The organism is Rhodocytophaga rosea (assembly GCF_010119975.1).
Classification (GTDB): Bacteria; Bacteroidota; Bacteroidia; order Cytophagales; family 172606-1; genus Rhodocytophaga; species Rhodocytophaga rosea.
Genome location: NZ_CP048222.1, coordinates 2,299,910 through 2,325,285, shown reverse-complemented (window position 1 = coordinate 2,325,285; position 25,376 = coordinate 2,299,910). Strand labels below are relative to the sequence as shown.

At 40.6% G+C, this 25,376-nt stretch carries 23 protein-coding genes, 1 tRNA gene and 1 pseudogene; 15 read left to right on the top strand and 10 right to left on the bottom strand.

Going from position 1 to position 25,376, the window contains the following annotated elements:
• Positions 1-231: 231 nt before the first annotated feature.
• Complete coding sequence (locus tag GXP67_RS38225; protein WP_394351971.1) at positions 232-474, bottom strand: hypothetical protein; 243 nt, start codon at positions 472-474, stop codon at positions 232-234.
• A gap of 265 nt (positions 475-739) precedes the next feature.
• On the opposite strand from GXP67_RS38225, the pseudogene GXP67_RS09715 reads away from it, so the two are divergent.
• Positions 740-1,524, top strand: a pseudogene (locus GXP67_RS09715) (IS5 family transposase).
• A 114-nt stretch (positions 1,525-1,638) separates the two neighbouring features.
• Here the strand turns inward: GXP67_RS09715 and GXP67_RS09710 are convergent.
• From GXP67_RS09710 to GXP67_RS09690, 5 genes are all read right to left on the bottom strand, one after another.
• Positions 1,639-1,709: transfer RNA gene (locus GXP67_RS09710), tRNA-Cys, on the bottom strand.
• A 145-nt stretch (positions 1,710-1,854) separates the two neighbouring features.
• Positions 1,855-3,636: a 30S ribosomal protein S1 gene (rpsA, locus tag GXP67_RS09705; RefSeq protein WP_162442962.1), complete on the bottom strand. Its 1,782-nt coding sequence runs from the start codon at positions 3,634-3,636 to the stop codon at positions 1,855-1,857.
• Between the two features lie 205 nt (positions 3,637-3,841).
• A complete protein-coding gene (locus GXP67_RS09700; protein WP_162442961.1) occupies positions 3,842-4,354 on the bottom strand; it encodes an HNH endonuclease in 513 nt (170 codons plus the stop codon).
• Between the two features lie 200 nt (positions 4,355-4,554).
• Positions 4,555-5,016, bottom strand: coding sequence for an SsrA-binding protein SmpB (gene smpB, locus GXP67_RS09695; protein ID WP_162442960.1), 462 nt, complete (start codon positions 5,014-5,016; stop codon positions 4,555-4,557).
• A gap of 229 nt (positions 5,017-5,245) precedes the next feature.
• Positions 5,246-5,596 (bottom strand): STAS domain-containing protein, encoded by a 351-nt coding sequence (locus tag GXP67_RS09690; protein ID WP_162442959.1) that lies wholly within the window; start codon positions 5,594-5,596, stop codon positions 5,246-5,248.
• Positions 5,597-5,825: 229 nt separating this feature from the next.
• Between GXP67_RS09690 and GXP67_RS09685 the strand changes: the two genes are divergently transcribed.
• Positions 5,826-6,257: a helix-turn-helix domain-containing protein gene (locus GXP67_RS09685; protein WP_162441276.1), complete on the top strand. Its 432-nt coding sequence runs from the start codon at positions 5,826-5,828 to the stop codon at positions 6,255-6,257.
• Between the two features lie 5 nt (positions 6,258-6,262).
• The gene (locus GXP67_RS09680; RefSeq protein WP_232064508.1) at positions 6,263-6,871 is read left to right on the top strand and encodes an IS630 family transposase; all 609 of its coding nucleotides are present in this window, start codon (positions 6,263-6,265) and stop codon (positions 6,869-6,871) included.
• A 4-nt stretch (positions 6,872-6,875) separates the two neighbouring features.
• Here GXP67_RS09680 and GXP67_RS09675 read toward each other — a convergent pair whose 3' ends face one another.
• On the bottom strand, positions 6,876-10,412 hold the full coding sequence (locus tag GXP67_RS09675) for a PAS domain S-box protein (RefSeq protein ID WP_162442958.1): 3,537 nt from the start codon (positions 10,410-10,412) through the stop codon (positions 6,876-6,878).
• Positions 10,413-10,978: 566 nt separating this feature from the next.
• Between GXP67_RS09675 and aroF the strand changes: the two genes are divergently transcribed.
• The 4 genes from aroF to GXP67_RS09655 all read left to right on the top strand — a co-directional run bounded on the left by aroF (position 10,979) and on the right by GXP67_RS09655 (position 14,495).
• The gene (gene aroF, locus GXP67_RS09670) at positions 10,979-12,001 is read left to right on the top strand and encodes a 3-deoxy-7-phosphoheptulonate synthase (protein ID WP_162442957.1); all 1,023 of its coding nucleotides are present in this window, start codon (positions 10,979-10,981) and stop codon (positions 11,999-12,001) included.
• 163 nt (positions 12,002-12,164) lie between these two features.
• The gene (locus GXP67_RS09665; RefSeq protein ID WP_162442956.1) at positions 12,165-13,118 is read left to right on the top strand and encodes a helix-turn-helix transcriptional regulator; all 954 of its coding nucleotides are present in this window, start codon (positions 12,165-12,167) and stop codon (positions 13,116-13,118) included.
• 80 nt (positions 13,119-13,198) lie between these two features.
• The gene (locus GXP67_RS09660; protein ID WP_162442955.1) at positions 13,199-14,299 is read left to right on the top strand and encodes a DNA alkylation repair protein; all 1,101 of its coding nucleotides are present in this window, start codon (positions 13,199-13,201) and stop codon (positions 14,297-14,299) included.
• Between the two features lie 22 nt (positions 14,300-14,321).
• Positions 14,322-14,495: a DUF1801 domain-containing protein gene (locus tag GXP67_RS09655; RefSeq protein WP_162442954.1), complete on the top strand. Its 174-nt coding sequence runs from the start codon at positions 14,322-14,324 to the stop codon at positions 14,493-14,495.
• Here the strand turns inward: GXP67_RS09655 and GXP67_RS09650 are convergent.
• Entirely contained in the window at positions 14,492-15,280 is a 789-nt protein-coding gene (locus GXP67_RS09650) for an IS5 family transposase (protein WP_162442953.1), read from the bottom strand. The two genes, GXP67_RS09655 and GXP67_RS09650, sit on opposite strands and share 4 nt — an antisense overlap.
• Positions 15,281-15,446: 166 nt before the next feature.
• Between GXP67_RS09650 and GXP67_RS09645 the strand changes: the two genes are divergently transcribed.
• A complete protein-coding gene (locus GXP67_RS09645; RefSeq protein ID WP_162442952.1) occupies positions 15,447-15,602 on the top strand; it encodes a hypothetical protein in 156 nt (51 codons plus the stop codon).
• A gap of 16 nt (positions 15,603-15,618) precedes the next feature.
• On the opposite strand, the gene trpA is transcribed toward GXP67_RS09645, so the two are convergent.
• Positions 15,619-16,398 (bottom strand): tryptophan synthase subunit alpha, encoded by a 780-nt coding sequence (gene trpA / locus GXP67_RS09640; RefSeq protein WP_162442951.1) that lies wholly within the window; start codon positions 16,396-16,398, stop codon positions 15,619-15,621.
• Positions 16,399-16,608: 210 nt separating this feature from the next.
• On the opposite strand from trpA, the gene menD reads away from it, so the two are divergent.
• Both menD and menB read left to right on the top strand, forming a co-directional pair.
• Positions 16,609-18,345, top strand: coding sequence for a 2-succinyl-5-enolpyruvyl-6-hydroxy-3-cyclohexene-1-carboxylic-acid synthase (menD, locus tag GXP67_RS09635; RefSeq protein WP_162442950.1), 1,737 nt, complete (start codon positions 16,609-16,611; stop codon positions 18,343-18,345).
• A gap of 65 nt (positions 18,346-18,410) precedes the next feature.
• Positions 18,411-19,235 (top strand): 1,4-dihydroxy-2-naphthoyl-CoA synthase, encoded by an 825-nt coding sequence (gene menB / locus GXP67_RS09630; protein WP_162442949.1) that lies wholly within the window; start codon positions 18,411-18,413, stop codon positions 19,233-19,235.
• Between the two features lie 151 nt (positions 19,236-19,386).
• On the opposite strand, the gene GXP67_RS09625 is transcribed toward menB, so the two are convergent.
• A complete protein-coding gene (locus GXP67_RS09625) occupies positions 19,387-20,202 on the bottom strand; it encodes a DUF3667 domain-containing protein (protein ID WP_162442948.1) in 816 nt (271 codons plus the stop codon).
• 314 nt (positions 20,203-20,516) lie between these two features.
• Between GXP67_RS09625 and GXP67_RS09620 the strand changes: the two genes are divergently transcribed.
• The 5 genes from GXP67_RS09620 (at position 20,517) to GXP67_RS09600 (ending at position 25,364) form a co-directional block, all read left to right on the top strand.
• Positions 20,517-21,365, top strand: a complete 849-nt coding sequence (locus GXP67_RS09620; RefSeq protein ID WP_162442947.1) for a YciE/YciF ferroxidase family protein — start codon at positions 20,517-20,519, stop codon at positions 21,363-21,365.
• 230 nt (positions 21,366-21,595) lie between these two features.
• Positions 21,596-22,465 carry an SDR family oxidoreductase gene (locus tag GXP67_RS09615; protein ID WP_162442946.1) on the top strand — a complete coding sequence of 290 codons (870 nt, stop codon included), beginning with the start codon at positions 21,596-21,598 and terminating at the stop codon, positions 22,463-22,465.
• Between the two features lie 135 nt (positions 22,466-22,600).
• Positions 22,601-23,551, top strand: coding sequence for a hydroxymethylbilane synthase (gene hemC, locus GXP67_RS09610; protein ID WP_162442945.1), 951 nt, complete (start codon positions 22,601-22,603; stop codon positions 23,549-23,551).
• Positions 23,552-23,591: 40 nt separating this feature from the next.
• Positions 23,592-24,287, top strand: a complete 696-nt coding sequence (locus tag GXP67_RS09605; protein ID WP_162442944.1) for a peptidylprolyl isomerase — start codon at positions 23,592-23,594, stop codon at positions 24,285-24,287.
• Between the two features lie 162 nt (positions 24,288-24,449).
• A complete protein-coding gene (locus tag GXP67_RS09600) occupies positions 24,450-25,364 on the top strand; it encodes an SDR family oxidoreductase (RefSeq protein ID WP_162442943.1) in 915 nt (304 codons plus the stop codon).
• Positions 25,365-25,376: the final 12 nt, after the last annotated feature.

The window sequence follows — 25,376 nt, the reverse complement described above, 5'->3', positions numbered from 1 at the left end:
TTGGGCTTCCATGGATCTCAGACCAAGCCCTGATTGGAATCCACGCTTTTTACTATTATCTTATACTTTATGGATATTTACCAACCATTCTTGTTCTTCAATTGCTCTGGAGCTAATAGGATTTTTTAGGCAATAATAATATCTGCTTACACTTACTTTCATCACCTTACACATCTTTTCAACACTTGCAAGGCGGGAGCCGAAGCAAGCCAACGTAGTTGAATTCCTTCTTTAAACTCCTTTATAAACCTGAAGATTTCCCCTCGCCCTTGGAGCCGATGCTGACCTCCTTTTTTTGGCCAGCAGACGATGTGGGCATCGACTCCAGATATCGTGTGCTAACTGCGCCTCCTTTAACTCTTTTTGTAAGCATCTAATTTCTAGTTGTTCTGCTGTAAGACCTGGTTTCCCGCTGTGAACTGCCTTATCGTCCTGCAAAGTTTGTCTCCACTTAGTGAGTCTACCCGGATTTATCCCTAATTCTGCTGCAGCTATTTTTACTCAGCCCTCAGCATTAGACCACTCCACGGCCATTTGTTTAAATGCTTGATCGAATACTTGTCTTTTTATAGTGTCAGATTTAATGCATTATTAAATCTGTCTATCCCTTTCCCTACAGTCTAAGGTAGCAAGTCCACTATAATTTTTAATGGCCCCTTTGGAATATTCTTGAGATAGTTTCTCTAACTAGGTCGTGTTGACATATAGCTAAGAAGTTAAGAACTTAGCTATAAAAACGATGCGAAGATATGAGTTGCGAGAAGCTCAATGGCTAAAGATAGTTCCATTGCTACTCGGCAAAGCAACAGACCCAGGACGAAGTGGAGAAGACAACCGCCAATTTGTGCAGGCTGTGCTGTGGATAGCCCGTAGCGGTGCTCCTTGGCGAGACTTGCCGGAACGATATGGTAATCGTGCCGGCAGCAAAGCTGCACGTCAGCGATTAGGAACTCAGTTTTTCAACGCTTCAATCGATGGAGCAAAAAAGGGGTCTGGCAACAAGTGTTTGAAGCCTACAAGAGCCTGACTTAGATTGGATACTACTTGATAGCACCATTATACGGGCTCACCAACATGCGGCAGGCCAAAAAAAAGAACAGGCAATCAGATGAAGCTTTAGGCCGTAGCCGGGGAGGGTATAGCAGTAAAGTTCACGTAACGGTAGATGCCTTGGGCAATCCTAGACGGGTGATGCTCTCAGCCGGACAAGTACATGATCTGCAGATGGCCGTGGACTTAATTGAAAATGAGCAAACAGGGGCTGTAGTAGCCGACAAAGCCTATGACAGTGATGTATTGATTGCCTTCATTGAGCAGACAGGGGCTCAGGCAGTGATTCCACCCAAGGCTAACCGGCTCAAGCAACGGGCCTATGATGAGAATTTGTATGCCGACAGAAACAAAGTAGAGCGTTTCTTCAATCGGTTGAAACATTATCGCAGGTTGGCTACCCGCTATGAGAAAACAGCTCGAAATTTTATTGCCTTTTGGCAACTGGCTTGCGCTGTGATGCTAACCCTTTAATGATTGTCAACACAACCTAGTAAACAAGAAAAGTTATTGACTTGTCCTATAGCCTGACCTAAAAGAAAAATCTCCCGTAAGTTATTAATTTACAGGGGATTATAAAAATACTTGAGGTCCCGAGCGGATTCGAACCGCTGTACGAGCTTTTGCAGAGCTCTGCCTAGCCACTCGGCCACAGGACCATTAAAATTGACTGCAATATTAAAGATAATAGTTTTCCTTTCAAAACAAAGCGATAAATTTTAAATCTATCGCAGATCAGTATATGCTTCAAAATAAAAACCACTCAAGGAGAGCCTAGAGTGGTTTTTACGAATGAAAAGAGTATTATTTCTTCGACTTACGATTTTCGTCCATTTGTTCTTTCAACGCAGAAAGTGCAGCTAAATCTCCTAAAGTAGCACGCTCAGGCTCCTTTTGCGCTTTCTCAGCAGGTTTGGGAGCAGTTGCATTTTTAGCTGGTGCCTTTTTCTCTTCAGGTTCTGCATATACTTTCGTATGGGAAAGTACAATACGTTTTTCATCTTTAGAGAACTCAAGTACTTTAAAATCAAGTGCTTCTCCTACTTCAGCTACTGTTCCATCTTCTTTAGCCAGATTTTTTAATGCAGCAAAACCTTCGATTCCATAAGGTAATTCTAGTACCGCGCCTTTGTCATTTTTGCTCAGAATAGTTGCCCGGTGTACTGAACCAGGAGTGAAGATAGTTTCGAAAGTATCCCATGGATTTTCTTCCAATTGCTTGTGTCCTAAAGCTAACCTTCTGTTTTCAACATCCAGTTCCAGTACGACTACATCCAGTTCTTCGCTTACTTTAATGAACTCAGAAGGATGTTTGATTTTCTTAGTCCAGGAAAGATCAGATACGTGGACTAAGCCATCTATGCCTTCTTCTAGTTCAAGGAACAGGCCGAAGTTAGTCAGATTTCTGACAATACCTCTATGCTTGGTTCCAATCGCGTATTTGGTGAGTACATCTTGTTTTGTCCATGGATCTTCTGTGAGTTGCTTGATACCCAGTGACATTTTTCTCTCTTCCCGGTCAAGGGTGAGAACTACAGCTTCTATCTCATCACCTACTTTGAGGAAGTCCTGTGGATTTCTCAGGTGCTGTGACCATGACATTTCTGATACGTGAATCAAACCTTCTACTCCTGGCAGAATTTCGAGGAATGCGCCATAATCAGCTACATTCACAATCTTTCCTTTTACTTTAGAGCCAATCTGGATATCCTGAGAAAGAGAATCCCATGGATGAGGCGTAAGTTGCTTCATGCCCAGAGAGATACGTTTCTTGTCATCGTCGAAATCAAGTACAACCACGTTCACTTTCTGATCCAGCTTCAGTACTTCTTCCGGATGGTTAATTCTACCCCATGAAATATCTGTAATGTGCAGCAAGCCATCTACCCCACCCAGGTCAATAAATACCCCAAAGTTGGTCATATTCTTGATCACACCTTCAAGTACCTGGCCTTTTTCCAGATTGTTGAGAATTTCTGCTTTCTGCTGCTCAAGGTCTTTTTCGATCAGTACTTTGTGAGAAACAACAACGTTATCATTGGTATAATTGATCTTGACTACTTTCACTTCCATTTTCTTGCCTACAAACACATCAAAATCTCGGATAGGCTTCACATCTATCTGCGATCCTGGCAAGAATGCTTCCACGCCAAAAATATCTACGATCAGGCCGCCTTTGGTTCTGCGTTTCACCATGCCTTCAATCACCAGATCCTCATCCAATCCTCTCTGTATATTTTCCCAAGCTGTAAGTATTTTAGCTTTCTTTCTGGAAAGGATTAGTTGTCCGCCGGCATCTTCCTGGTTTTCGATAAATACCTGGATCTGGTCACCTACTTTCAGGTTTGGCACGTCTCTGAATTCTGATAAAGGTACCAGTCCATCGGATTTGAAACCAATATTCAGAATTACATCTCTTTCAGTAATGCCTACCACTGTACCAGAAACTACTTCTTTCTCAGTGATTTCTGTCAATGTATTGTCATACATTTTTTCCATTTCAGCTTTTTCGGCCTTAGAATAACCGCTACCGAAACCTTTGGCATTTACTTTATCCCAGTCAAAATCTTGTTGAGTGTTACTCATAATAGTATTTGTGTAGCTCTTGATACATCAGCGCTAGAGCTATTACGCTGAAATTTAGATGAATATAAATAGTATATCCCTTTTCGTTAAGGGGACGGCAAAGATAATAAAAGATGTGATAAGTAGGAAACCGCAAACCATATTTTTTCAGGTAATTGCTTGCTTAGCAATGAGCAGTCTTTTTATTCTTTATTATAGTTCACGGCTAATACATTTTAACTTTTTTGGCCAGATAGGGTTTCCAGTCCTCTTCAATATGACCTGAAAAATCTCGCAGAAACACAATAAACGAAGGTTTGTAAGGAGATTGAGCCAAAGGCATACTGGCTTCCTGGGGCGTATAATCGCCTTTCTTGGAATTGCATCTTTTACAGGCAGTCACCAGATTATCCCAGGTAGATTTTCCTCCACGTGATTTAGGGAGAACATGGTCTAACGTTAGGTCTTCTGTGGTAGAGCAATACTGGCAACGGCCACTATCCCGTTTGAAAATATTTTGCCGGCTCAGCATTACGCCTTTATACGGCAGGTGTACATACTTGAATAAACGGATAATAGAAGGCATGGGATAGGTACTGGTAACAGAACGCAACAAATAATCTTTGGCGTCGGCTACCATTTCTGCCTTGCTGAGGTATACCAAAATAAAGGCTTTTTGCACGCTGCAGATAGTGAGCGGGCTATAGTCCTGATTTAAAATAAGCACTTTCTTAGCCATAGCTATTCATAAGTATTGTATTATTCCAGAATCTTCCCAAAGTTCTGGCGTTGATATTTAATATGGTTTTTGATAGTAGGTATATCTGTTTTACTAATAGATGTATTTAGCTTTATAATATATAATCTGAAAATTCCATATACTATTCGTTGCTTTATGTCTGGCAGATACAAGAAACAAATTAAAGTTTTAACAGGTTTTTAATAGCGTTCTCTTTCCAGTTCCCGTTTCACATCTTTCGATTTAATATCCTCCCGTTTGTCGTACAGTTTCTTTCCCTTAGCGAGCGCAATTTCCAGTTTGGCAAACCCTCTTTCGTTGATAAACAACCTGACCGGCACAATAGTTAAACCCTGGTCCTGCAAGCGGCTATTCAGCTTGGTAAGTTCCCTTTTTTGTAAAAGCAGTTTTCTGTCACGCAGCGGGTCATGGTTATAATGGGTACCTTCGCTGTAGGTAGAAATGTGCATTTGCTTTACAAATAACTGTTCTTCCAAAAAGATACAATAACCATCCTGTAGGTTTACCTTTCCCTGCCTTACCGACTTTATTTCAGTACCGGTAAGCATAATACCGGCTGTGTATGTATCCAGAAACTGATATTCGAAGGATGCTCTTTTATTCCGGATATTTATATTGTTAGAAATCTTTTCTTTAGCCATAATTCAATTAAGCTATACGCACGCCTATACAGGCATCTATGCAAAATAATAAATATTCTTTTTCAAAAATCAAAAAATAAACAGCAGTTTAAAAAGGCGGGACAGTTGCAGAGGGAAAGAGTAAAAAATATGCTGTGTATAGGATTACATTATAATATCTTTTTTTGTTCCTATAGGTAGTAAAAAAGAAATATAAAATGAGGAAAAAATATTCTGTTTGAAATAGGGATCAATTACAGGTTTTTTGTTCGCAAAGCTGACAGGCTTCTTCTTGGGTATCAACAATGGTGATAAATTCATTCATGCCGGTTACATTAAAAATATCTCTGATTTTGAGTTGCATGTTATATAACACGAGCGTGATTTCGGTTCGCTGCAAATTGTGTAAATGTGTGATGAACACACCTATACCGGCCGCAGAAATATAGTTGAGCATCGCAAAATCTACCAGAATGTGCTTCATGTTTTTATCCAGGGCAGCTTGCAAAGCTTTATCTACCAGGATAGATGAACTTGCATCCAGATCTCCATGCAGCAGGATAATACATTTATTTTGCTCAATATGGGTAACTAATTCCATACATAAAGAACCGTTTATGGAATGAACATTCAATACTATTCATTTGCGGCTACCAGTAGTTAAAGATACGTAGCCTGGATGAGAATTACGAATATCAGACAAATATTTTCGTTTCCTAGGTTGCTGGTCAGCAGTTGGGTTATATTAGAGACAGCTTATATAACTTTATTGTATGCTAAGTAAGAGTACACAATTAAGTATAAGATTTTGGCAAATTGTATCTTTGCTTATGCGTTATATCAAGAAGATTACAGACAAGCAAAAACAAGACTTAGAGAAGATTCATAAAGATAGTAAAAGTTATCAGGAACGTAACCGTTGCCAATGTATACTGTTATCCAATCAAGGCTATCAAGTACAGAAGTTAGCAAGCATTTTTCAAGTAAGTCAGTTAAGTATTTATAAGTGGTTTGATCGCTTTGAGAAAACAGGTGTGGTAGGGTTAAAGAACCAAAAAGGGAAAGGCAGAAAACCCATCCTTACTACCAGTAATGCTACCCATGTTGAAGTAGTGGAAAATAGCATAGAGAAAGAAAAACAACAACTTAAATTAGCTAAGCGAGAGATAGAAGCTAAATTAGGCACGGCTATGAGTGAGATGACCTTGAAGCGGTTTTTAAAAAAATTGACTACCGATGGAAACGTTTCCGTAAATGGATAAAGCCATTGCAAAACAAAGAAGCATATGAGCAGAAAGTCAAGCGATTACATGCTTTGCTTTATTTGGCACAGACAGGCAGTATAGATTTATATTTTGGAGACGAATCAGGGTTTTGCCTTACCCCTTGTGTACCTTATGGATGGATCAAAAAAGGCGAACACGCCCCTATTTTATCCCAAAGAAGTACAAGGATAAATGTATTTGGCTTGTTAAGTACAAATAATGAGTTGCTTACTTATCAGAAAAGTGGGAGTCTAAACGCTGACTTTATCATTGAATGTGTAGAGGCCTTCTCAACATCTATTTCCAAGTTTACTGTCATAGTCTTAGACAACGCCTCCTGGCATACATGTGGCCTATGGGAAGTCAAAAAAGAAGAATGGGAACAGAAAGGATTATACATCTTTTTGCTGCCTAAGTATAGTCCTCATCTTAACAGGATCGAACGATTTTGGAAGCAGGTGAAATATCATTGGCTCAAAGCCGAAGACTATCTGTCTGTAGAAGCGCTTAAGGAGGCACTTTATACCATCTTTTCAGGATTGGGTACTTACTTTAAACTTGATTTTAAAAAACTTGAAGTAGATGAAAATATTATACTTAATTGTGTTTAATTACTTATTTAGGCAGGAATATATGAAAGATAGTTCCTTCCCCTAAGGTGCTATTTACGTCAATTTTACCATGCAGGGCTTCTACCTGCGTTTTTACCAGGTGTAATCCAAGGCCTTTGCCTTCTACATGGTAGTGAAAGCGCTTATACATACCAAAAATTTTGTCTTTATTCTTTTCCAGGTCAATGCCCATGCCATTGTCCTCGAAAGATATCTGGATATGCTCCTGTGTGAGGGCAGAAGTAATTTTTATAATAGGTACACGTTCGGGATGCCTGTATTTGATCGCATTGGTAAGCATGTTCTGAAACACACTATTGATGTAGCTTTTAATGGAAAACACTTTTGAAATGGCTGAAAAGTCAGCAATAATAGTTGCTTTGGAATGATTAATATGCGTAATAATAGCTTCAGACACATCATTCAGCACATGTTCAAAGTGAATGAGTTCTTTGGAGGTATCAATAGATTTCTGGTAGGCGAGTATTTCATTCAGATCTTTAATGATGTCATCAAGCTTTAATGTTGCTTTCCGGATATTTTCAATGGCTACTTTATTAATCGGGTCGTTAAGATCTTCCATATTGAAAATTTGAGTTAAGCCCAGGATATTGGCAATAGGTGCCCGCAAATTATGCGAAGTGATATAGCCAAACTGCTGTAGTTGCTGGTTTTGCAGAATGAGTTCACGGTTGAGCTGTTTTTCCTGATGTTCCGCTTTTTTTCTCAGGGTAATATCACGAAGTATCACGGTATAATACTTCTTCTCTTCCACCAGCATCTGGGAAATGGACGCCTCTAAAGGAAATTCCTTTCCACTGGAATGCAGTCCGAATATGGTCAGATTCAGTCCAATATCCCTGTTTTTTTTACCCGAGAATTCAAATTCTCTGATGTGTTGCGTGTATTGCGCCCGGAAACGTCCCGGAATGAGGGAATGTATGTCTTTGCCCAGCATTTCTTCTTCTTTGATGTCAAACATCCGTTCAGCCGCCTTATTAAATAATACAACTCTCTGATTATCGTCTGTAGTAATAATAGCATCCATGGCCGAATTAATAATTCCTTCAATCCGGTTTTGTAACTCCAGCAATTTGGACTCTGCTTGTTTGCGCTGGCTTACATCCTGGCCAATACCAATACTTCTTCCGTCGGAGAGTTTTACGTTGGCCCAGGAAGTATCCAGCCAGGCACCGGAACGTATTCTTATCTTAAAATATTTCCATCCCGGCATAGCAGATAACATATACTCCAATACTTCCTGCCGTAGTTGTAGTTCCGGATAAAATTCGGCCATCATATCCTTTCCCTGCATATCTTCCAGTGGCCAGCCCAGCTTGGTTTCCCATTCTTTGTTTACCAGTTCAAATTCACCTTGTTTATTGAACAAAGCAATCATAATTGGCAGGTGGTCGAAGATGGATTGCAGAATCTCTTTTTGCATGCGGAGTTCTTCCTCGGCCAGGATACGTTTGGTTATATCCCGCATGATTACAAAAACATAGTTGGTTTCCTGTAACTGAAAATAACTCAAACTGATTTCAACAGGAAAGATCTCCCCATTTTTGCGTTTGTGGTACCGCAAAGGCACATTCTCCACCAGGTTTTTTATAATAGAAGGGGCTTCATCCGGCTCGGCTGTTAAGTCTTTAGGGGTAAGCTGAAACATTTCTTCCCGGCTGTACTGGTACATTGCACATGCCCCGGGATTCACATCAACCAGCTTGTAGTTGGCCTGTTCAATCATAAAAACGGCCTCACTCATCGATTCAAACAAGCCTTTGTATTTTTTTTTACTTTCCAGTATTGCCTGTTCTGCCTTTTTTCTTTCCGTAATGTCTAGGATTGTACCTACTACCCGGAGGGGTTTTCTGTTTTCATCCCACTCTATTGCTTTTCCGCTGTTCATTATCCATTTCCACTGGCCTGTCTGAGACTTAATCCTGTGTTCTGTACGGTAAAAAGGGGTACTTCCTTCCAGGTGTTCATATACTACGGCATTTACATAAGGTAAATCTTCCTGGTGCACCATACGAATCCAGAAATCTACATGTGGTTCTAAGTCTTGTAGCCTATAGCCCCAGGATTCAGCACACTGTTCATCAAAAATTATTCTTCCTGATGGAATATCCCAGTCCCAGGCTCCCATATTAGCTGCCCATAAAGCCAGCTCAAACCTCTCCTCTTTTTCTTTTAATTCCTTCTCTATACGCTTAGCCTGAGTAATATCTTTAGTAAATACAGAAATGCCAGTTTGGGAAGGATACACATTTACTTCAAATATTTTTCCAATAAACTTCGATTCATATACACAGCTTTGATATTGTCCGGTCCGCAGGGCTTCCAGATAACATTTTTCAGCAGTTGTATTTCTCATTGTAGGGTAAAGCTGGTATAACGATTTTCCTATGGCCTGTTCGGACCGTAATCCACTAAACTTTTCACTGGCTTTGTTCCAGTAGGTGAATCTCATTTCCTGATCAAAAGCAAAGAATATATCACTGATGCTGTCGGTGAGCTGTTTATATTTATTTTCACTGGCTTGTATGGCCTCTGCCGAAAGTCTTTCAATAGTTTTGCCGGCTTCAGCTAACTTCTCATTCAGAGATATCAGTTCTTCATTATTAGATGTCAGTTCTTCATTGGCCATAAATAACTCTTGGTTAGTAGCCGAAAGTTGTTTATTTAACAGGTTAAGCGCCAGATGGCTTTCTTCATTTATCTTTTCCAGCGAATGAATTTTACTCAGGTTGTACCAAAGAATAATTGCCCCGGTTAGTGTATATAATAGTGCAAACCATAACAGACCTTCTGCAGGGCTAATCATACTTTGGCGGTGAAGAAATAAAATAAAGAGTAAGAGTAAAAAAGGCAGAAATAAGGTAAAGATGAATAACCGGCGGGCAAGTGTTCCTGTCAGGCTTTGTGAAAATAAAACAGCCATATATCCTTTATCCGGATGTACCAGAAGTAAACTCACCGATAGGGCAGTAATAGCAATCACTGAATGTAGGGAAGCGCTGGGATAGGCGCCAGCACCCAGAAAAATATCCCAGCTGAACAGATAAACCAGTAGATCTTTAAAAAGGATAAAAAAGATAATGACGGCCGTTAACTGAAGATATTTATGGGAGATCAGGCCAAAGCTAAATAAGGTGAGGATCGTACCGGTAATAATAAAAACCAGGGCAGGTACCACAGGCATCTGACTCAGAGACCAGTTGAGAGGAAGCGTATATAAGTCGGCTTCCAGTAAGGCCAGTGTACCTGTAAGGGCAGTAAAAATGGAAGCAGCTTTTGTAAGGGCGTTGGCTAATGAAGTTTTTAAATGAAGGGCTATAACCGAAAGGGAAACAAGCACCAATGCTACCGATGTACTGAATTTGATTGGAGCAAAAGAAGAGTCAATGGCTGTAAAAAATGGAAAACTAAATACCCATCCCACTACTCCTGCAATTCCGATTATACAAGCAAATAAGGTCAGTAATTTTGAAAGGAAAAGAAGTTTTCTTACTTCTGACAAATTATTAAATAACAGCATGAGCGTATAATTATCATATTATATAACCTAATCAGCAAAAAATAAAAAGTATACAAAAGCGCCTGACACTACTCAAGCTAATACACTGATTCAGGTTGGTATTTTATATATCAGGGAAAATTTAGGAGTAGCTTGTTAAATAAGGATGTAAATTAGAAAAATTTTATTCGCTAAAGATACAAATCTGGTAGTAATCCTTTAGAAAACAGCTATAAAGTTGGCTTATATCTGGTGCTTGTTTTATGTGATAACAGTATATTAACCATTTGTTATATAGATGGTTACATGAAGCAAAAGATTTATTCTCTAAAAGATATTACTTATCCGGCCACTATCTCAATATAGCTTAGATAGGTAAATAGCTAAAGATGTACAGTTTAATAAGAAGCAAACTTTAAACTTGTTTTAAAAGGAATATAGCTGGCAGTCTTAATTTTTCACTAAATAGGCTGTTTGAGCAAACAAAACTTTAAATCAAAGACAAGAGACTAAAGACTGAGCGTAGCTTTTTTTGAATTAATTTTCTATCTTTAATCTTCATTACAAGCGAACTCTCCCTTTACTTTATGATTATCCAGTTAGAAAAAGACATTCCATCTGAACAGAAAAAGAGCATTATTCAGCAGATTAAAGATATTCAATATAAAATTACCGAAGTACACACCCAATATGCAGACTATCTGATTGCTATCGGTAAAAATGACTTCGACATCCGCAGGTTTGGCAATCTGCCGGGCATCAAAGACATACATATTGTATCTGATACTTTTAAGCTGGTTTCCCGCAAATGGAAAGTAAAACCTACTACCATCGACCTGGGAGATGGCATAACCATTGGCGAAGGACAGCTGGCTATTATGGCGGGTCCCTGTTCTATTGAAAGCGAAGCCCAGGTGAACAGCATTGTAACTCACCTGAAAGAGAATGGTGTTCGTATTATGCGGGGCGGCGTATTTAAACCCAGGAGTTCACCTTATACATTCCGGGGAATGGGCATTGAAGGACTTGAAATGTTTTACAAGATATGCCAGGAAAATGGAATTAAGATTATCACAGAAGTAATGCAGGTATCGCAGATAGAGCCGATGTATCCTTATGTAGATGTATTTCAGGTAGGTGCCCGTAATACACAAAATTTCAATCTGCTCGACGAACTGGGTAAAATTGACAAGCCGGTGATGATCAAACGGGGAATTTCTGGTACTATTGATGAACTGCTGCAATCGGCAGAATATGTGTTTTCGGGAGGAAATGAAAAGATACTGCTTTGCGAAAGGGGGATTCGTACCTATGAAACAGCCAGCCGGAATACACTCGACTTGAATGCCGTTCCATTACTGAAAGAAAAAACCCACCTACCAGTTATTGTTGATCCTTCGCATGGCATTGGTCTTCGGGCATATATTGAACCGATGGCACTTGCGGCCGTAATGGCTGGCGCTGATGGTATTATTTATGAAGCCCACGAAAAGCCTGAAGAAGCTGCTTCCGATGGACAACAAACCCTGAATTTTGCAGAGTCAAGAGCCCTGGTTAAAAAGCTAAACCGTACGTTTGCCTTAAAGCAGGAAATGAAAATGGAAGTGTAATGGTTTGTCTGGAACCAGGATTTATCGGATTTGAGGATTAGTAGGATTTTTTATAATCCGATTTATCCCGAAATCCTGAAAAATACATGCTCCAGATATAATCTTGTTCATCATTTTTTTTTCTCAACATCCAGGGTCCAGACAATAAATCATAAACCAGACTATGAACCGCATCGACAGGCTAACCTCGATCATAACCTATATTCAAGGCCGGAGATATACATCGGCTAATGCGATTGCTGAACGGTATGGCATGAGTGTACGTACGGTTTACCGGGATTTACGGGCACTGGATGAATCTGGTGTACCCATCGGTTTTGAACCCAGCAAAGGCTATTTTATTACAGAAGGCTATTTCTTGCCACCAGTCATGTTTACCGAAGAGGAAGCCCTGGCCATGATTAGTGTAGGTAAAATGCTGGGAAGCAGCCAGGAAGCCTCTTTGCAGAAAGAATTTAACAGTGCCCTAGAAAAAGTAAAATCTGTTCTGCCATCCACTGCCAGAGAAAAAATCAGTGTGCTGGAAGACCGTATAAAAACCATCGATCCCATTAAATCAAACGAGCACCCCAACCATTTCTTAATCACGACTGAAAAAGCGATCGTCCATTCCCGTTATCTGAAGCTTGGTTATAAATCTTTAAACCAAGCCTATTCTGAGCGTTTGGTAGGTCCGCTGGGCATATATTATCAGTTTGAATGCTGGTATCTGCTTGCGTATTGCACGTTACGTAAAGCCATCCGTAATTTCCGCCTGGACCGGGTAGTAAGTATGAAAGAAAGTGAACAGTCATTTACACCGCCTGCCGGGTTTTCTTTGCCAGATTACCTTAATAAGCACATGGAAGATTATCCGCGTACCCTAGTAGAAGTAGCCATGTCAGAAGCAGATTTTAGCTGTATTTCGGGCATGAAATATCTGAATGGCTATATTCAGGCTATTGAAAAAGACGATACCCTGCTGGTTTCTTTCCTGGTAACTCACCCGGAACAGTTTTGTAAATGGCTGCTGTTCTACTGTGATTCTGCCCGAATTATATCGCCGGAAACGATGCTGGACCTACAGGATAAACTTATCGAAAAAATTAATAAGAAATATTCTTCTGTACTGACATAAGGTTGTCAGCGGCAATAGGTTTATTTGATGCATCTTTGACACAATTGAAACTCTATCCAAAGAGCTGCACACTCTGATCTATGCCAGAATTACTCAAGAATATTTACAATACTCATTTTTTTGAACAACTCACCAGTATACTCGCTGAATGTATACCAGATTTTGATAAACAAACTTTTCTGGATCGGATTTATACTTCAAACTGGCATCAGTTAGAACTGAAGCAGCGGATGCGGCATATAAGTCTGGCAATTCTGGAACTGCTTCCACCTGATTTTACGCAAGCGCAACCTGTTATTTTGTCTGTCAGCCGGAAAGCCAGGCAGCAACCTTCAGTGAATGCATTTCCCTATATATTCCTGCCCGATCTGATTGAGATCAAAGGACAACACCACCTGGAGCTTTCCATGAAAGCGCTGGAAGAAATCACTTCTTTTATCAGTGCAGAATTTGCCGTTCGTCCGTTTCTTGTGAGATATAAGGAAGAAATGCTGGCACAACTGCTTTCCTGGTCGAAGCATCCCAATGAGCATGTTCGTAGGCTTTCTTCCGAAGGTGGCCGCTCTCGTTTGCCTTGGGCGATGGCTGTAGCTTATTTGAAAAAAGAGCCGGAATGTATCTTACCGATCCTTGAAAATTTGAAATCCGATCCATCAGAATATGTACGCAGAAGTGTAGCCAATAACCTAAATGACATTTCCAAAGATCATCCTCAACTGGTGATACAAACTGCTGCCAGATGGATAGGTCAGTATCCACAAACGGATGCATTATTGAAACATGCCTGCCGCACTTTACTCAAACAGGGAAATCCGGAGGTGCTGAAATTATTTGGTTTTGGTACCAGAAATTCTGTTTCAGATTCCCGGTTGCAACTTGATAAGTCTGAATATAGGCTGGGAGAAACAGTGGAATTTACCTTTTCCTGCCAGGCTGCTGCTACGCTCCATGCCCGGTTACAATATATCATTGATTTTGCCAGGAAATCCGGAAAGAGTAGCCGTAAAGTATTTTATCTGGATGAAGCCACACTGGAAACCGAACAACCATATACCATCCACAAGAAATTCAAACTTCAGCATTATACTACCAGGCAATTATATGCAGGCGAACACCAGATTTCGATTATGCTGAATGGGGATGAAAAAGCCACTGCTCGTTTTTACTTAACAACTGAGTAAATATTAACTATCGACTTTTGCTATGATAGAAGATTTTATTGTCAATCTGCCAGATCGTGAGAAGAAAATAGTAAACCGGCTCAGAAATATTATTCTGGAAACAGCGCCTATGCTCCGGGAAAAATTATCGTATGGAGTACCTTATTATTTCCTCAAAAAACGAATCTGTTTTAGAAGGTGTTTGGAAATAAGTTAAGGTATTTTTGATAAAATGATATTGATAAAAGCTAATTCTATAAAACAGACAGCAGAAGCAGGAGTTCTTTCATAATCTTTAGCTAATCTTCGATAATGATTCAGCCAGGCATGGAGCCGATGCACACTCGTAGCAGGTCCAGATCTTTCCACTTGCCACCTTCCCTTTTGAGGAACAAATCCTTGCTTGGAAGGAGGCTTTTGTGAGATGTCTACTTTCCACCCATAATAATAAGCATAAGAGACAAACTCACCTTTATAAGCTGCATCGGCACAGATCAAACTTAGCCGTCTACAGCTTTTGAGTTGTGGTAATAATTCAAAGCCTGCTACGGCATCAGACTCATTAGCAGCTCCTACATAAACAGCCCAGGGAAGTCCTAAGTTATCAACCGCCAAATGCCGTTTCCTACCATCTATTTTCTTATTACCATCTACACCTACCTGCTCAGAAAAGCAACCACACTGTTTAACACTTTGGCTATCAATAGTCACTCTGGAAGGCTCTGCTTGTCGTCCCTGTCTTTCTCGTTCCTTTTTCACTAACATCGCCCGCACTTGTTGCCAGACTCCGTTGTGTTGCCACTTATAAAAATAATAAGCTACCGTTTGCCATACAGGATAATGGGTCTGAGACAAATTCCGCCACTGACTTCCGGTTCTGGTCAGCCACAGGCAGGCATCCACTACACGCTTTAAACAAACTTTTCTCTTTCGTCCATCATCTACTATGTTTTTAATAACTTGCCATTGACTATCAGTCAGATTTTCATGTAATTCATACATGGAGTAACTTTTTGTTTCGCAAACTCAAGTTACCGGCTGATAGTCTTTTTCCAAAATCCTAAAAAACCTCTCTTCTATTTCCAAACACCTTCTTATATGGCCTGCTTCTGCCCCAATTTCTGGGAAAACCAATGGAGTTGCCCTGGGTTTTTGTGAGGGCTACCTGATGGCCAATGAAGAAGGCTTATTACTATCGGAAGGCCGCAAACAAGTATTCATGATCCACTATACCTCTGTCTCTCAAATCAATCCGGATTTAGTAAGGCAGTGGGTACATGAAGCCATTCTGATCAGCGAGCAAAGCACTACACTCCGGAACTGATTATCCATTTACCTATTTATGCCTTTCTGATATCCTGTACAAAATACTGGATATCACTTTGAAGGTCCTTACTTTCTTGCAATATTTTAACAAAAGCACTTCCGATAATAGCTCCATTGGCATACTGACTGGCTTTGTTAAAAGAAGCCCGGTTATTAATGCCAAATCCTATAATTGTAGGATTTTTCAGTTTCATACCTTGAATGCGTTCGAAATAATTCTCTTGTGTAGCCTGAATTCCCTGGGTAGAACCTGTAACACTGGCCGACGAAACCATATAAATAAATCCTTTAGAAACCTGATCAATTTGCCGGATACGCTCCTCGGATGTTTGAGGTGTAATTAGAAAGATGTTCAGCAGGCCATGAGATTCAAACAGAGATTTGTATTCATCCAGGTATACTTGCATAGGCATATCCGGTAAAATAAGGCCGTCAATTCCATGTTCCTGGCATTTTTTACAGAAGTTTTCCACCCCGAATTGTACCACCGGATTCAAGTAGCCCATCAGTAAAATGGGTATATGTATTTTCTTGCGGATACCAGAAAGCTGTTCAAATAACAGTTTTACCGTCATGCCATTGTGCAGGGCTTGTTCACTGCTTTGCTGAATCGTAGGTCCATCGGCAACGGGATCTGAAAAAGGCATACCGAGTTCTACCATATCGGCACCAGCTTCCTGCAGGGTTTCCAGGATCGGAATAGTGTCCTTGAGTTGAGGAAATCCGGCAGTATAGTAAACGGAGAGTATGTTTTTATTTTTTCTGGCAAACAGGTCAACAATGCGGTTAGTCATATAGTTATATAAGAAGCCGCAATAAGTAAAACGGCTTTTGAAGCGGCAACTTAATAGTTTTGTGAGTGCTGTTCAATGAAAAAGCATAAAAATTTACTTTTAATATCCTGTTTCCAGAGTTTGGCTTTATTGTTTACTTTTGAAACCTCACTTTAAAGAAGAATTGAAGATGAGAGTAATACAACCGTTCACTAAACTACCAGTAATTCTTTGGCTATTGCGCAACCCATTGTAAACATTGCCGAAATTTGCAGCCGTAAAGGGGTAAATCAGTTTATTTTATCTCCTGGGTCCAGAAGCGCACCCCTTACGCTGGCACTGGTCAGGCATCCGCAGATACAAACCAGAATCGTAAGTGATGAACGTTCGGCGGCTTTTATTGCACTGGGTATGGCACAGCAAAGCCGCCAAACCATTGGACTTGTTTGTACCTCAGGAACAGCCGTATTAAATTATGCGCCTGCTGTTACAGAGGCTTTTTATCAGCACATTCCCTTACTCATCCTCACAGCAGACCGGCCTGCAGAATGGATCGAACAATTAGATGGGCAAACCATCCGACAGCGGGAAGTATACGGAAAGCATATAAAAGCCAGTTACGAATTGCCGGTAGATTATTCTCATGCAGATGCAGTCTGGTATACAGAAAGAATTCTAAACGAAGCTATCAACCTCACACAAGAGTATCCTCCAGGACCTGTGCATATCAACGTTCCATTACGGGAACCTTTGTATCCGGCTGCTGGAGAGGAGATGGTATTCGACAGACAGGTAAAAATCATTCAGCCTTTCTCTCAGGAATATATACTCACGCCCCAGCAATGGCTGGATATAAGGGAAATGTGGGAAGATTATGAAAATAAGCTGATTCTGGCAGGGCAATATCATTATGATGCGGAATTGTTACAGGTGTTAAAACAGATACAGTCCGAAATGGAAATACCTGTAGTGGGCGATATTATTTCTAATCTGCATACTTTGCCAGAAACCATCCGGCACCAGGATATTTTTCTGATGCAGCCAGATAAGGAGATACTCGAAGAACTGCGTCCGGAACTGCTTATAACTTTTGGCAACTCCGTTATTTCTAAAAACATTAAATTATATCTGAGAAAATACAAGCCGCAGGTACACTGGCACATTCAACCAGCTGGTTACATTGCTGATCCTTTTCAGACACTGACACATACGATTCCGGTACAGCCGCTGTATTTCTTTAAAACACTCTTTGAAGATTTGGACTATCAGAATTTCCTGAGTCAGGAGGAACCGGAAACGGCTTCGGTATATCATGCCAGTTGGCAGAAACAAAATAAGGAAGCAGCCAAAAAAATGTATAGTGTATTCAGGAACGCTCCTTTCAGTGAGTTTGAAGCGGTAAGTGAAGTCATGGACCAACTTCCGGAAAATAGTTTACTACATTTAGCCAATAGTATGACGGTGCGGTATGCTAATTTTGTTGGGTTAGCTTCTCATCAGACAGTAGAGGTGTTTGCCAACCGGGGAACCAGTGGGATTGATGGATGCAATGGAACTGCCCTAGGTGCAGCGCTGCAAACAGATAAACTGGTAACGCTGATTACAGGCGATATGGCTTTTTTATACGACCGCAACAGTTTCTGGCATAATTTCCTGCCTGCTAACCTTCGGATTGTGGTATTGAATAATCATGGTGGGGGTATTTTCCGTTTACTGGACGGACCCAAAGGCCAACCAGAGATGGAGGAATATTTTGAAACCAGGCAACGCTTACTGGCTGCTAATGCTGCTCAGGAATATGGCCTGACGTATTTCTTTTGTACGACCAAACTCGATTTGCAAAAACATTTGCAAGCTTTTTTTGATTCTACAGGAGGAGCCAAACTATTGGAAGTTGAAACCAGTCCGGAGATAAATGCAGAAGTATATGCACAATTTAAAGCACTGATCCGGCAGGAACAAAAGTAAAAATGTGTTGTATTTTTGCTAATTCATCACAGTAAATAAAAGTGTCATTTTAAATAACGAACGATATGCAATCAAACCTTCCCTGGGAAACCATTAAAGAATATAAAGAGATATTATTTCAGTATTATGAAGGTATAGGCAAAATCAGCATAAACCGCCCCAAAGTGCACAATGCTTTTACGCCACTTACCATCAAAGAAATGCAGGAAGCCATGGACCACTGCCGGTACGATGACAGAATAGGTGTTGTGATTATCACTGGTGAAGGCGGACAGGCGTTTTGCAGCGGAGGCGACCAGAGTGTTCGCGGACATGGCGGCTACGTAGGTTCCGACAATGTGCCCCGGCTGAATGTGCTTGACCTTCAAAAACAAATCCGCTCGATTCCCAAACCAGTGATTGCCATGGTGGCCGGATGGGCGATTGGTGGTGGCCATGTGCTGCATGTGGTGTGCGACCTTACGATTGCTGCCGAGAATGCCAGGTTCGGGCAAACTGGTCCGAAAGTAGGCAGTTTTGATGGTGGCTTCGGCGCTTCTTATCTTGCCCGTATTGTTGGCCAGAAAAAGGCCCGTGAGATCTGGTTTTTGTGCGACCAGTACAATGCCCAGGAAGCCCTGGATATGGGATTAGTAAATAAAGTAGTAACACTCGATAAGCTCGAAGAAACAACCGTAGAATGGTGCCGGAAAATTCTGGAAAAAAGCCCGATTGCCTTACGGATGCTGAAAGCTTCTTTCAATGCCGAACTCGATGGGCAAGCCGGTATTCAGGAACTGGCCGGAAACGCTACTTTGCTATATTATCTTTCTGATGAAGCCAAAGAAGGGAAAAATGCTTTTATGGAAAAACGCAAACCGGATTTCTCCAAATTTCCTAAGTTCCCTTAATAAAATAATTAGAAGTCAACCGCCATTGGTCAGTAGTCGTTGCTTACTTTCCGGACATCAATTGGTGTTTTGCTTACATTAGCTAAATGATGCCTCGAAAACTGTAATTATCTACAATGACTATTGACCAATGTTCTTTTTAGCGCAGCATTTATATGCCCAACTCATTCTTGATTTCTATGATAGAATAATTTACAGCAATGTACATATAGGCGTACAGCAGCAGAATAACTGTCATCCATAGTATAGATGCCTTTACGGTAGTGATGAACAAATTTTGCTGATAGGCTTTTTTAAGGGCGATCAGCAGATAACCAAATAAGGCAAACAATCCGATGGCTGCCATATCTTCACTAAAAAGGCCGGGTAATAATATGAGAAACAGAAAAGTGAAGAAATGGTAAGAAAACGTAAGATGATGTACAAAAAAGTATTTTTTCCGGTTATATAGCCACCCCAGAAATAAAGCCAGTACAGGCACCACCGCAATCAGAAAGGTAGGCAGTTTATCCTGTACCTTACTTTCGAACGAAGTTGAAAGCTCATTTACTGATATTTTTTTAGATGCATAAATGGTATCCAGGTTTGTTTTATCAATCAGGTCAGCGGAGTTTTCAAGCGTAAGCGGATCTACATGTGCCACAACAAAGAAAAAGACCACACTCATAAACAGATAGAGTTCGGCAGGCTTAATAAAACTTGCCCTCTTACCCTGAATATATTCCGCATCCAGCACACCTGGTTTGAATAAGAGCAAGCGCAGACTCTTGAAGGATTTAGAATCTATATTAATAAACGACTTCACATACTCAACTACAAAATCTCTGAAATGCACCTTAGCTGGCTGATGTTCCTGTCCACAATTGGCACAGTAAGGGCCGGTAACAGGTGTACTACAGTTTTCGCAGGCAGACTGAGATGGATTAGGTATAGTAGCCGTTGAATCGAGGGAAATACCAGGTATCATAGTTAAGACTTCATCAGAAACATAAAAGTTGAAACAAGTATTTCACCGCTACAATCAATGGAAATGGTCAGGATAAAATACTTTATAAGGTAATCATAATGAAATTCAGAGTAATACAAGAGGCACCAGGCAATGGAAAGGAAAAGCTAAAAAAACGGAAGATGTTTCTGTATATATTCTGAAAATTATATTTGAAGAATATTTATTACATGAGCCATCTAAGCAATTTTACCTAGAAGAGTTTTTAAAAATCATATCTTTTCATAGCATAATTCGTATATGCAGATTCATACAAATTATAACAAATTACCACTATGAAATTAGAAACTCTTAAAAAACTGTATCTCACCCAGCTGAGAGACATTTACGATTCTGAAAATCAGATTCTGGAAGCTTTACCCGAAATGGCTTCTGCTGCCACACATCCTCAATTGAGAAAAGCATTTGAAAAACGCCAGGTGGAAACAGAAAAACAAGTACAGCGGCTGGAAAAAATTTTCGAAGCCCTGGGGGAAAGTCCTGAAGGAGAAACCTGTGAGGCTACGCAAGGATTGATCAAAGAGGGACAGGAAGTGATCGAGGCCAGTGGTGATGCCGATGTAATTGATGCTGGTTTGATTGGCGCTGCTCAGAAAGTGGAGCATTATGAAATTGCCAACTATGGAACGGTAGCCACTTATGCTAAAATGCTTGGTGAAACCAAAGCTTTAAAATTATTGATAGCTACCCTGGAAGAAGAAAAGAAAACTGATAAAACATTAACTGCCCTGGCAAAAAGTCTGATCAATAAAGATGCGTATCAATCGTATCAGGCATATGATGAAACCTCTCAAAGCTATAGCCAGAATGATGACAACAATTACAGCCAAAGCAGCGGTAATACCGGAGCCGTAATCGGATCGGTATTATTAGGTGCTGCCGCTGGGGTTGCAGCCGGTATATTGCTGGCTCCATCGGCCGGTTCAGAAGCCCGTAACAAAATAAGTGAACTTGCCAATTCCTGGGTAAACCAGTTTGGCGGTAATTTGGGTGGCCTATTTGGCAAACAATCCGGAAGCAGTGATAGAAATGTTCCTGAAACATACCGCCCTGCCTCCAATGGTTATATCAGTCAGAATGATGAACTGGATGCCGATAATTCCGGATTTCCGGCTAACCGCTAAAAAGATTATAGTATAAAACGTATTTAACAAACAACAAAGGCTACATGTAGAGTGTAGCCTTTGTTGTTTGTTAAAACTACTAAAGGTTCTTAAGTAGAACTTGAGTTTCATCTGCCGTACAATACCTCCTATTTCCAGCGACCAATAAATCACACCATACAGGTAAGGAAGTATACTTTTTGAGAGATGCTAAATGTAAAATACATTTACACTGTTTATATCTCGTTTGGATGGCAAAAATCGCAGTTATTGGTGCTACTGGCATGTTAGGACAACCAGTTACCCATGAACTACTCAAGGCAGGATTTGAGGTAACAGTGCTGGCAAGAAATCCCGGTAATGCCAAAACAATATTTGGCCCAGATATCTACATTGTTTCCGGGGATGTTCAACATAAAAATAGTTTAAAATCTTTACTTGCTGGCCAAGATTTTCTCTACATCAATCTTTCTGTAAAACAAAGTAGTGGCCAGAAACACTATCAGCCGGAACGTGATGGATTACAGGTTATTTTGCAGGAAGCTAAACGGGCAGGTATCAAACGAATTGGATATTTGTCTTCATTGGTACAGCGTTACCAGGGGATGAATGGATTTAACTGGTGGGTATTTGATATTAAATGGCGAGCGATACAAGCCATTAAAGAAGGCGGTATTGCATATTCTATTTTCTATCCATCAACCTTTATGGAAAGCTTCGATAAAGGCGCTTACCGGCAAGGAGACATGATTGCCCTGGCTGGCGATTCAAAGTATCCCATGTATTTGATTTCAGGTAGTGATTATGGCAAACAGGTAGTTCAGGCTTTTATGCATAACAAAGGTAATCAGGAATATGTTGTACAGGGAAAAGAAGCTTTTACAGCGGATGAGGCAGCCAGACTATTCGCTCAGCATTATAAGAAATCGAAAATAAGGATTGCAAAAATGCCATTGGGAATATTAAAATTGCTGGGGCGATTTTCTACTAAATTCAGTTACGGAGCTCATATTGTTGAAGCGCTCAATCAATATCCCGAAAAGTTTGAATCAGAGAAAACCTGGCAGGAACTGGGCGAGCCGCAAGCTACTTTTCTTGACTATATCCGGGCAAGCCAATAGCTTATAGCGTTGCAAAAGGCAAAACAGGTAGGATACCTTGCAGATGAACCAAAGATAAGCTGGAAAAAAAATCCTTTTCATTCCGTAATGTTACAAGGTATCCGTTAACTTGCGTGATAAACTATCTATAATAACTTGAGTACACCTACCGTACGCATTGGAACACGCGGCAGCGCCCTTGCTCTCTGGCAGGCATATCATATTGCCAGCCTCATTACAGCCGGTGGCTTACAACCAGAGATCATCATCATTGAAACCAAAGGCGACAAAATCCTGGATAAATCCCTGTCTAAGATCGGAAGCAAAGGCGTATTTACTGCCGAACTCGAAGAAGGATTACGGGACAAAAGTATAGATATTGCCGTACACAGTGCCAAAGATCTGCAATCTGAACTGCCCGAAGACCTTGAAATTATCGCTTTCACCGAAAGGGAAACGACAAATGATGTGCTGGTCAGTTTTAATAAACAAGTATCTCTGGCAGACGGAAATCCCTGGATCATCGGTACTTCCTCCACCCGAAGAATTGCCATGCTCAAGCACTTTTTCCCTCACATTAAAACGGTTGACATGCGGGGGAATCTGCAAACCCGGTTGAGAAAATTACAGGAAAAACAATGTGATGCCATTATACTGGCTTATGCTGGCGTACACCGCATGAATTACGATGAACATATTGTAGCTCATCTGTCTTTAGACCAGTTTACCCCGGCTGTTGGGCAAGGAAGTGTAGCCGTAGAATCTGCCAGACATTTAGATATTTATAAACGGCAAATTATCCGGGAAAGCTGTAATCATCCCAGTACAGAAGCCTGCTTGCTGGCAGAACGTGCCTATCTGAGTAAGTTGCAAGGAGGTTGTAGTATTCCAGTTTTTGCACTGGCTACTTTAAGTAATCATATTCTGAGTATACGAGGGGGTATCATCAGCCTGGATGGCAAACAATTGATCCAGAAAAGTTTTCAACGTACCTCACAGGAAGCTGCTTTATTAGGCAATCAGCTGGCAGAAGAAGTATTACGGGCTGGCGGCGATAAAATTCTGCATGATATTAAAAGTACACTCAAAGAAATCCGTCTGGGTTGATATTGTATAATTTCACATAACCGAAACTTCGACTTCTTTTATGAAGAAACTTCTGATTCTTATATTCATCCTCGCTTTCACCCAGCTTTCCTTTGCTCAAAAAAAATCCAAAAAGGATTATCTGGTCACCTTATCTACAGAATATGGGAACATGTACCTGGTGCTATTTGATGAAACGCCGAAACACAAAGCCAATTTTATCAAACTTGCTGAAGATGGCTTTTACAACGGAACCCTTTTTCACCGCATTATTGATGGCTTTATGATTCAGGGAGGAGATCCTAATTCCAAAACAGCCAAGCCAGGAGATCCTTTGGGCAATGGAGATGTAGGATACACGATTCCAGCAGAATTCAATGAGAAATTGTTTCATAAAAAGGGCGTGATTGCTGCCGCCCGGGATAATAATCCGCAAAAAGCTTCCAGCGGCTGTCAGTTCTATATAGCGCAGGGTAAAGTGTACAAGGAAGAAGATTTTGAAGCGGTAGAGCGGCGTATCGGCCGGGTAGTACCCGAAAATTACAAGCAAGTATATAAAACCATCGGAGGTATTCCGCATTTAGACCAGAATTATACCGTGTATGGCCAGGTAATTAAAGGGCTGGAAATAATAGACACCATTGCCAAACAACCGCGTAATGAAGGAGACCGACCTAATAAAGATATTCCTATGCAGGTGAGTGTAAAAAAGATGCGGAAGAAAAAAATCACAAAAGAATTTGGATATACATTTTAATGCCTGTCTTGAACCAGGATTTTCAGGATTCAGGGATTTATTGGATTTTTGACTTACCTCTAACTCTCTCAACCCTGCTTCCAAACCCAAAATTTACATCAAAATAAATCCTAAAAATTTCTGAAATCTGTGTAATCCAGGTTCCAGACAATATATGATACGATGAAGAAAATATTGATTACCGGCTCTAATGGATTGCTGGGACAAAAATTAGTTTCTCTGCTCACCACAACAGCAGATTTTGATATTATTGCCACAGCCAGGGGAGCCAACCGGCTGCCTCAAACAGGAAATTATACCTATCATTCACTGGACATTACCGACCGCAATCAAGTACAAGAATTAATAGGCAAAGTGAAACCAGATTACATTATTCATACAGCCGCTATGACCAATGTAGACCAGTGTGAATCTGAAAAAGAAGCTTGCTGGCAGCTTAATGTGAATGCTGTGGAATACCTGGCAGAAGCCAGTAAAAAAAATGGCAATTACCTGCTTCATTTGTCTACTGACTTTATTTTCGATGGCCAGAATGGCCCTTATGACGAAACAGCAGAAGCCAGCCCCTTGAGTTTTTATGGAGAAAGTAAACTGGCTGCTGAGCAGGTGCTATTGAACAGCAGTATATCTTGGGCTATTGCCCGCACAGTTCTGGTGTATGGCATTGCCCATGACATGAGCCGCAGTAATATTATCTTGTGGGTAAAAAAGTCTCTGGAAAGTCAGAAAGCTATACAAGTAGTAGACGATCAGTGGCGCACCCCTACCTTGGCCGAAGATCTGGCCATGGGCTGTTATTTACTTGTAAAGCATGAGGCAGAAGGCATATATAATATTTCAGGTAAAGATATGCTCACCCCTTACCAGATGGCTTTGCAAACAGCAGACTACTTTAATTTAGATAAATCTTTTATCAACCGGGCAGATTCCAGTACATTCACGCAACCTGCCAAACGTCCGGCCAGAACTGGATTTATCATTGACAAAGCACGGGAAAGAGTTGGTTATAATCCCCATTCATTTGAAGAGGGAATTGATGTACTTGCCCGGCAAATTCAAAAAGGGGCTTCATTATAAAGCCCTTTTACA

Coding starts and splice junctions, on each gene's coding strand:
- rpsA (WP_162442962.1), bottom strand. CDS start 3,636: ATGAGTAACACTCAACAAGATTTTGACTGGGATAAAGTAAATGCCAAA.
- GXP67_RS09700 (WP_162442961.1), bottom strand. CDS start 4,354: ATGGCTAAGAAAGTGCTTATTTTAAATCAGGACTATAGCCCGCTCACT.
- smpB (WP_162442960.1), bottom strand. CDS start 5,016: ATGGCTAAAGAAAAGATTTCTAACAATATAAATATCCGGAATAAAAGA.
- GXP67_RS09690 (WP_162442959.1), bottom strand. CDS start 5,596: ATGGAATTAGTTACCCATATTGAGCAAAATAAATGTATTATCCTGCTG.
- GXP67_RS09685 (WP_162441276.1), top strand. CDS start 5,826: ATGCGTTATATCAAGAAGATTACAGACAAGCAAAAACAAGACTTAGAG.
- GXP67_RS09675 (WP_162442958.1), bottom strand. CDS start 10,412: ATGCTGTTATTTAATAATTTGTCAGAAGTAAGAAAACTTCTTTTCCTT.
- aroF (WP_162442957.1), top strand. CDS start 10,979: ATGATTATCCAGTTAGAAAAAGACATTCCATCTGAACAGAAAAAGAGC.
- GXP67_RS09665 (WP_162442956.1), top strand. CDS start 12,165: ATGAACCGCATCGACAGGCTAACCTCGATCATAACCTATATTCAAGGC.
- GXP67_RS09660 (WP_162442955.1), top strand. CDS start 13,199: ATGCCAGAATTACTCAAGAATATTTACAATACTCATTTTTTTGAACAA.
- GXP67_RS09655 (WP_162442954.1), top strand. CDS start 14,322: ATGATAGAAGATTTTATTGTCAATCTGCCAGATCGTGAGAAGAAAATA.
- GXP67_RS09650 (WP_162442953.1), bottom strand. CDS start 15,280: ATGTATGAATTACATGAAAATCTGACTGATAGTCAATGGCAAGTTATT.
- GXP67_RS09645 (WP_162442952.1), top strand. CDS start 15,447: ATGGCCAATGAAGAAGGCTTATTACTATCGGAAGGCCGCAAACAAGTA.
- trpA (WP_162442951.1), bottom strand. CDS start 16,398: ATGACTAACCGCATTGTTGACCTGTTTGCCAGAAAAAATAAAAACATA.
- menB (WP_162442949.1), top strand. CDS start 18,411: ATGCAATCAAACCTTCCCTGGGAAACCATTAAAGAATATAAAGAGATA.
- GXP67_RS09625 (WP_162442948.1), bottom strand. CDS start 20,202: ATGATACCTGGTATTTCCCTCGATTCAACGGCTACTATACCTAATCCA.
- GXP67_RS09620 (WP_162442947.1), top strand. CDS start 20,517: ATGAAATTAGAAACTCTTAAAAAACTGTATCTCACCCAGCTGAGAGAC.
- GXP67_RS09615 (WP_162442946.1), top strand. CDS start 21,596: ATGGCAAAAATCGCAGTTATTGGTGCTACTGGCATGTTAGGACAACCA.
- GXP67_RS09605 (WP_162442944.1), top strand. CDS start 23,592: ATGAAGAAACTTCTGATTCTTATATTCATCCTCGCTTTCACCCAGCTT.
- GXP67_RS09600 (WP_162442943.1), top strand. CDS start 24,450: ATGAAGAAAATATTGATTACCGGCTCTAATGGATTGCTGGGACAAAAA.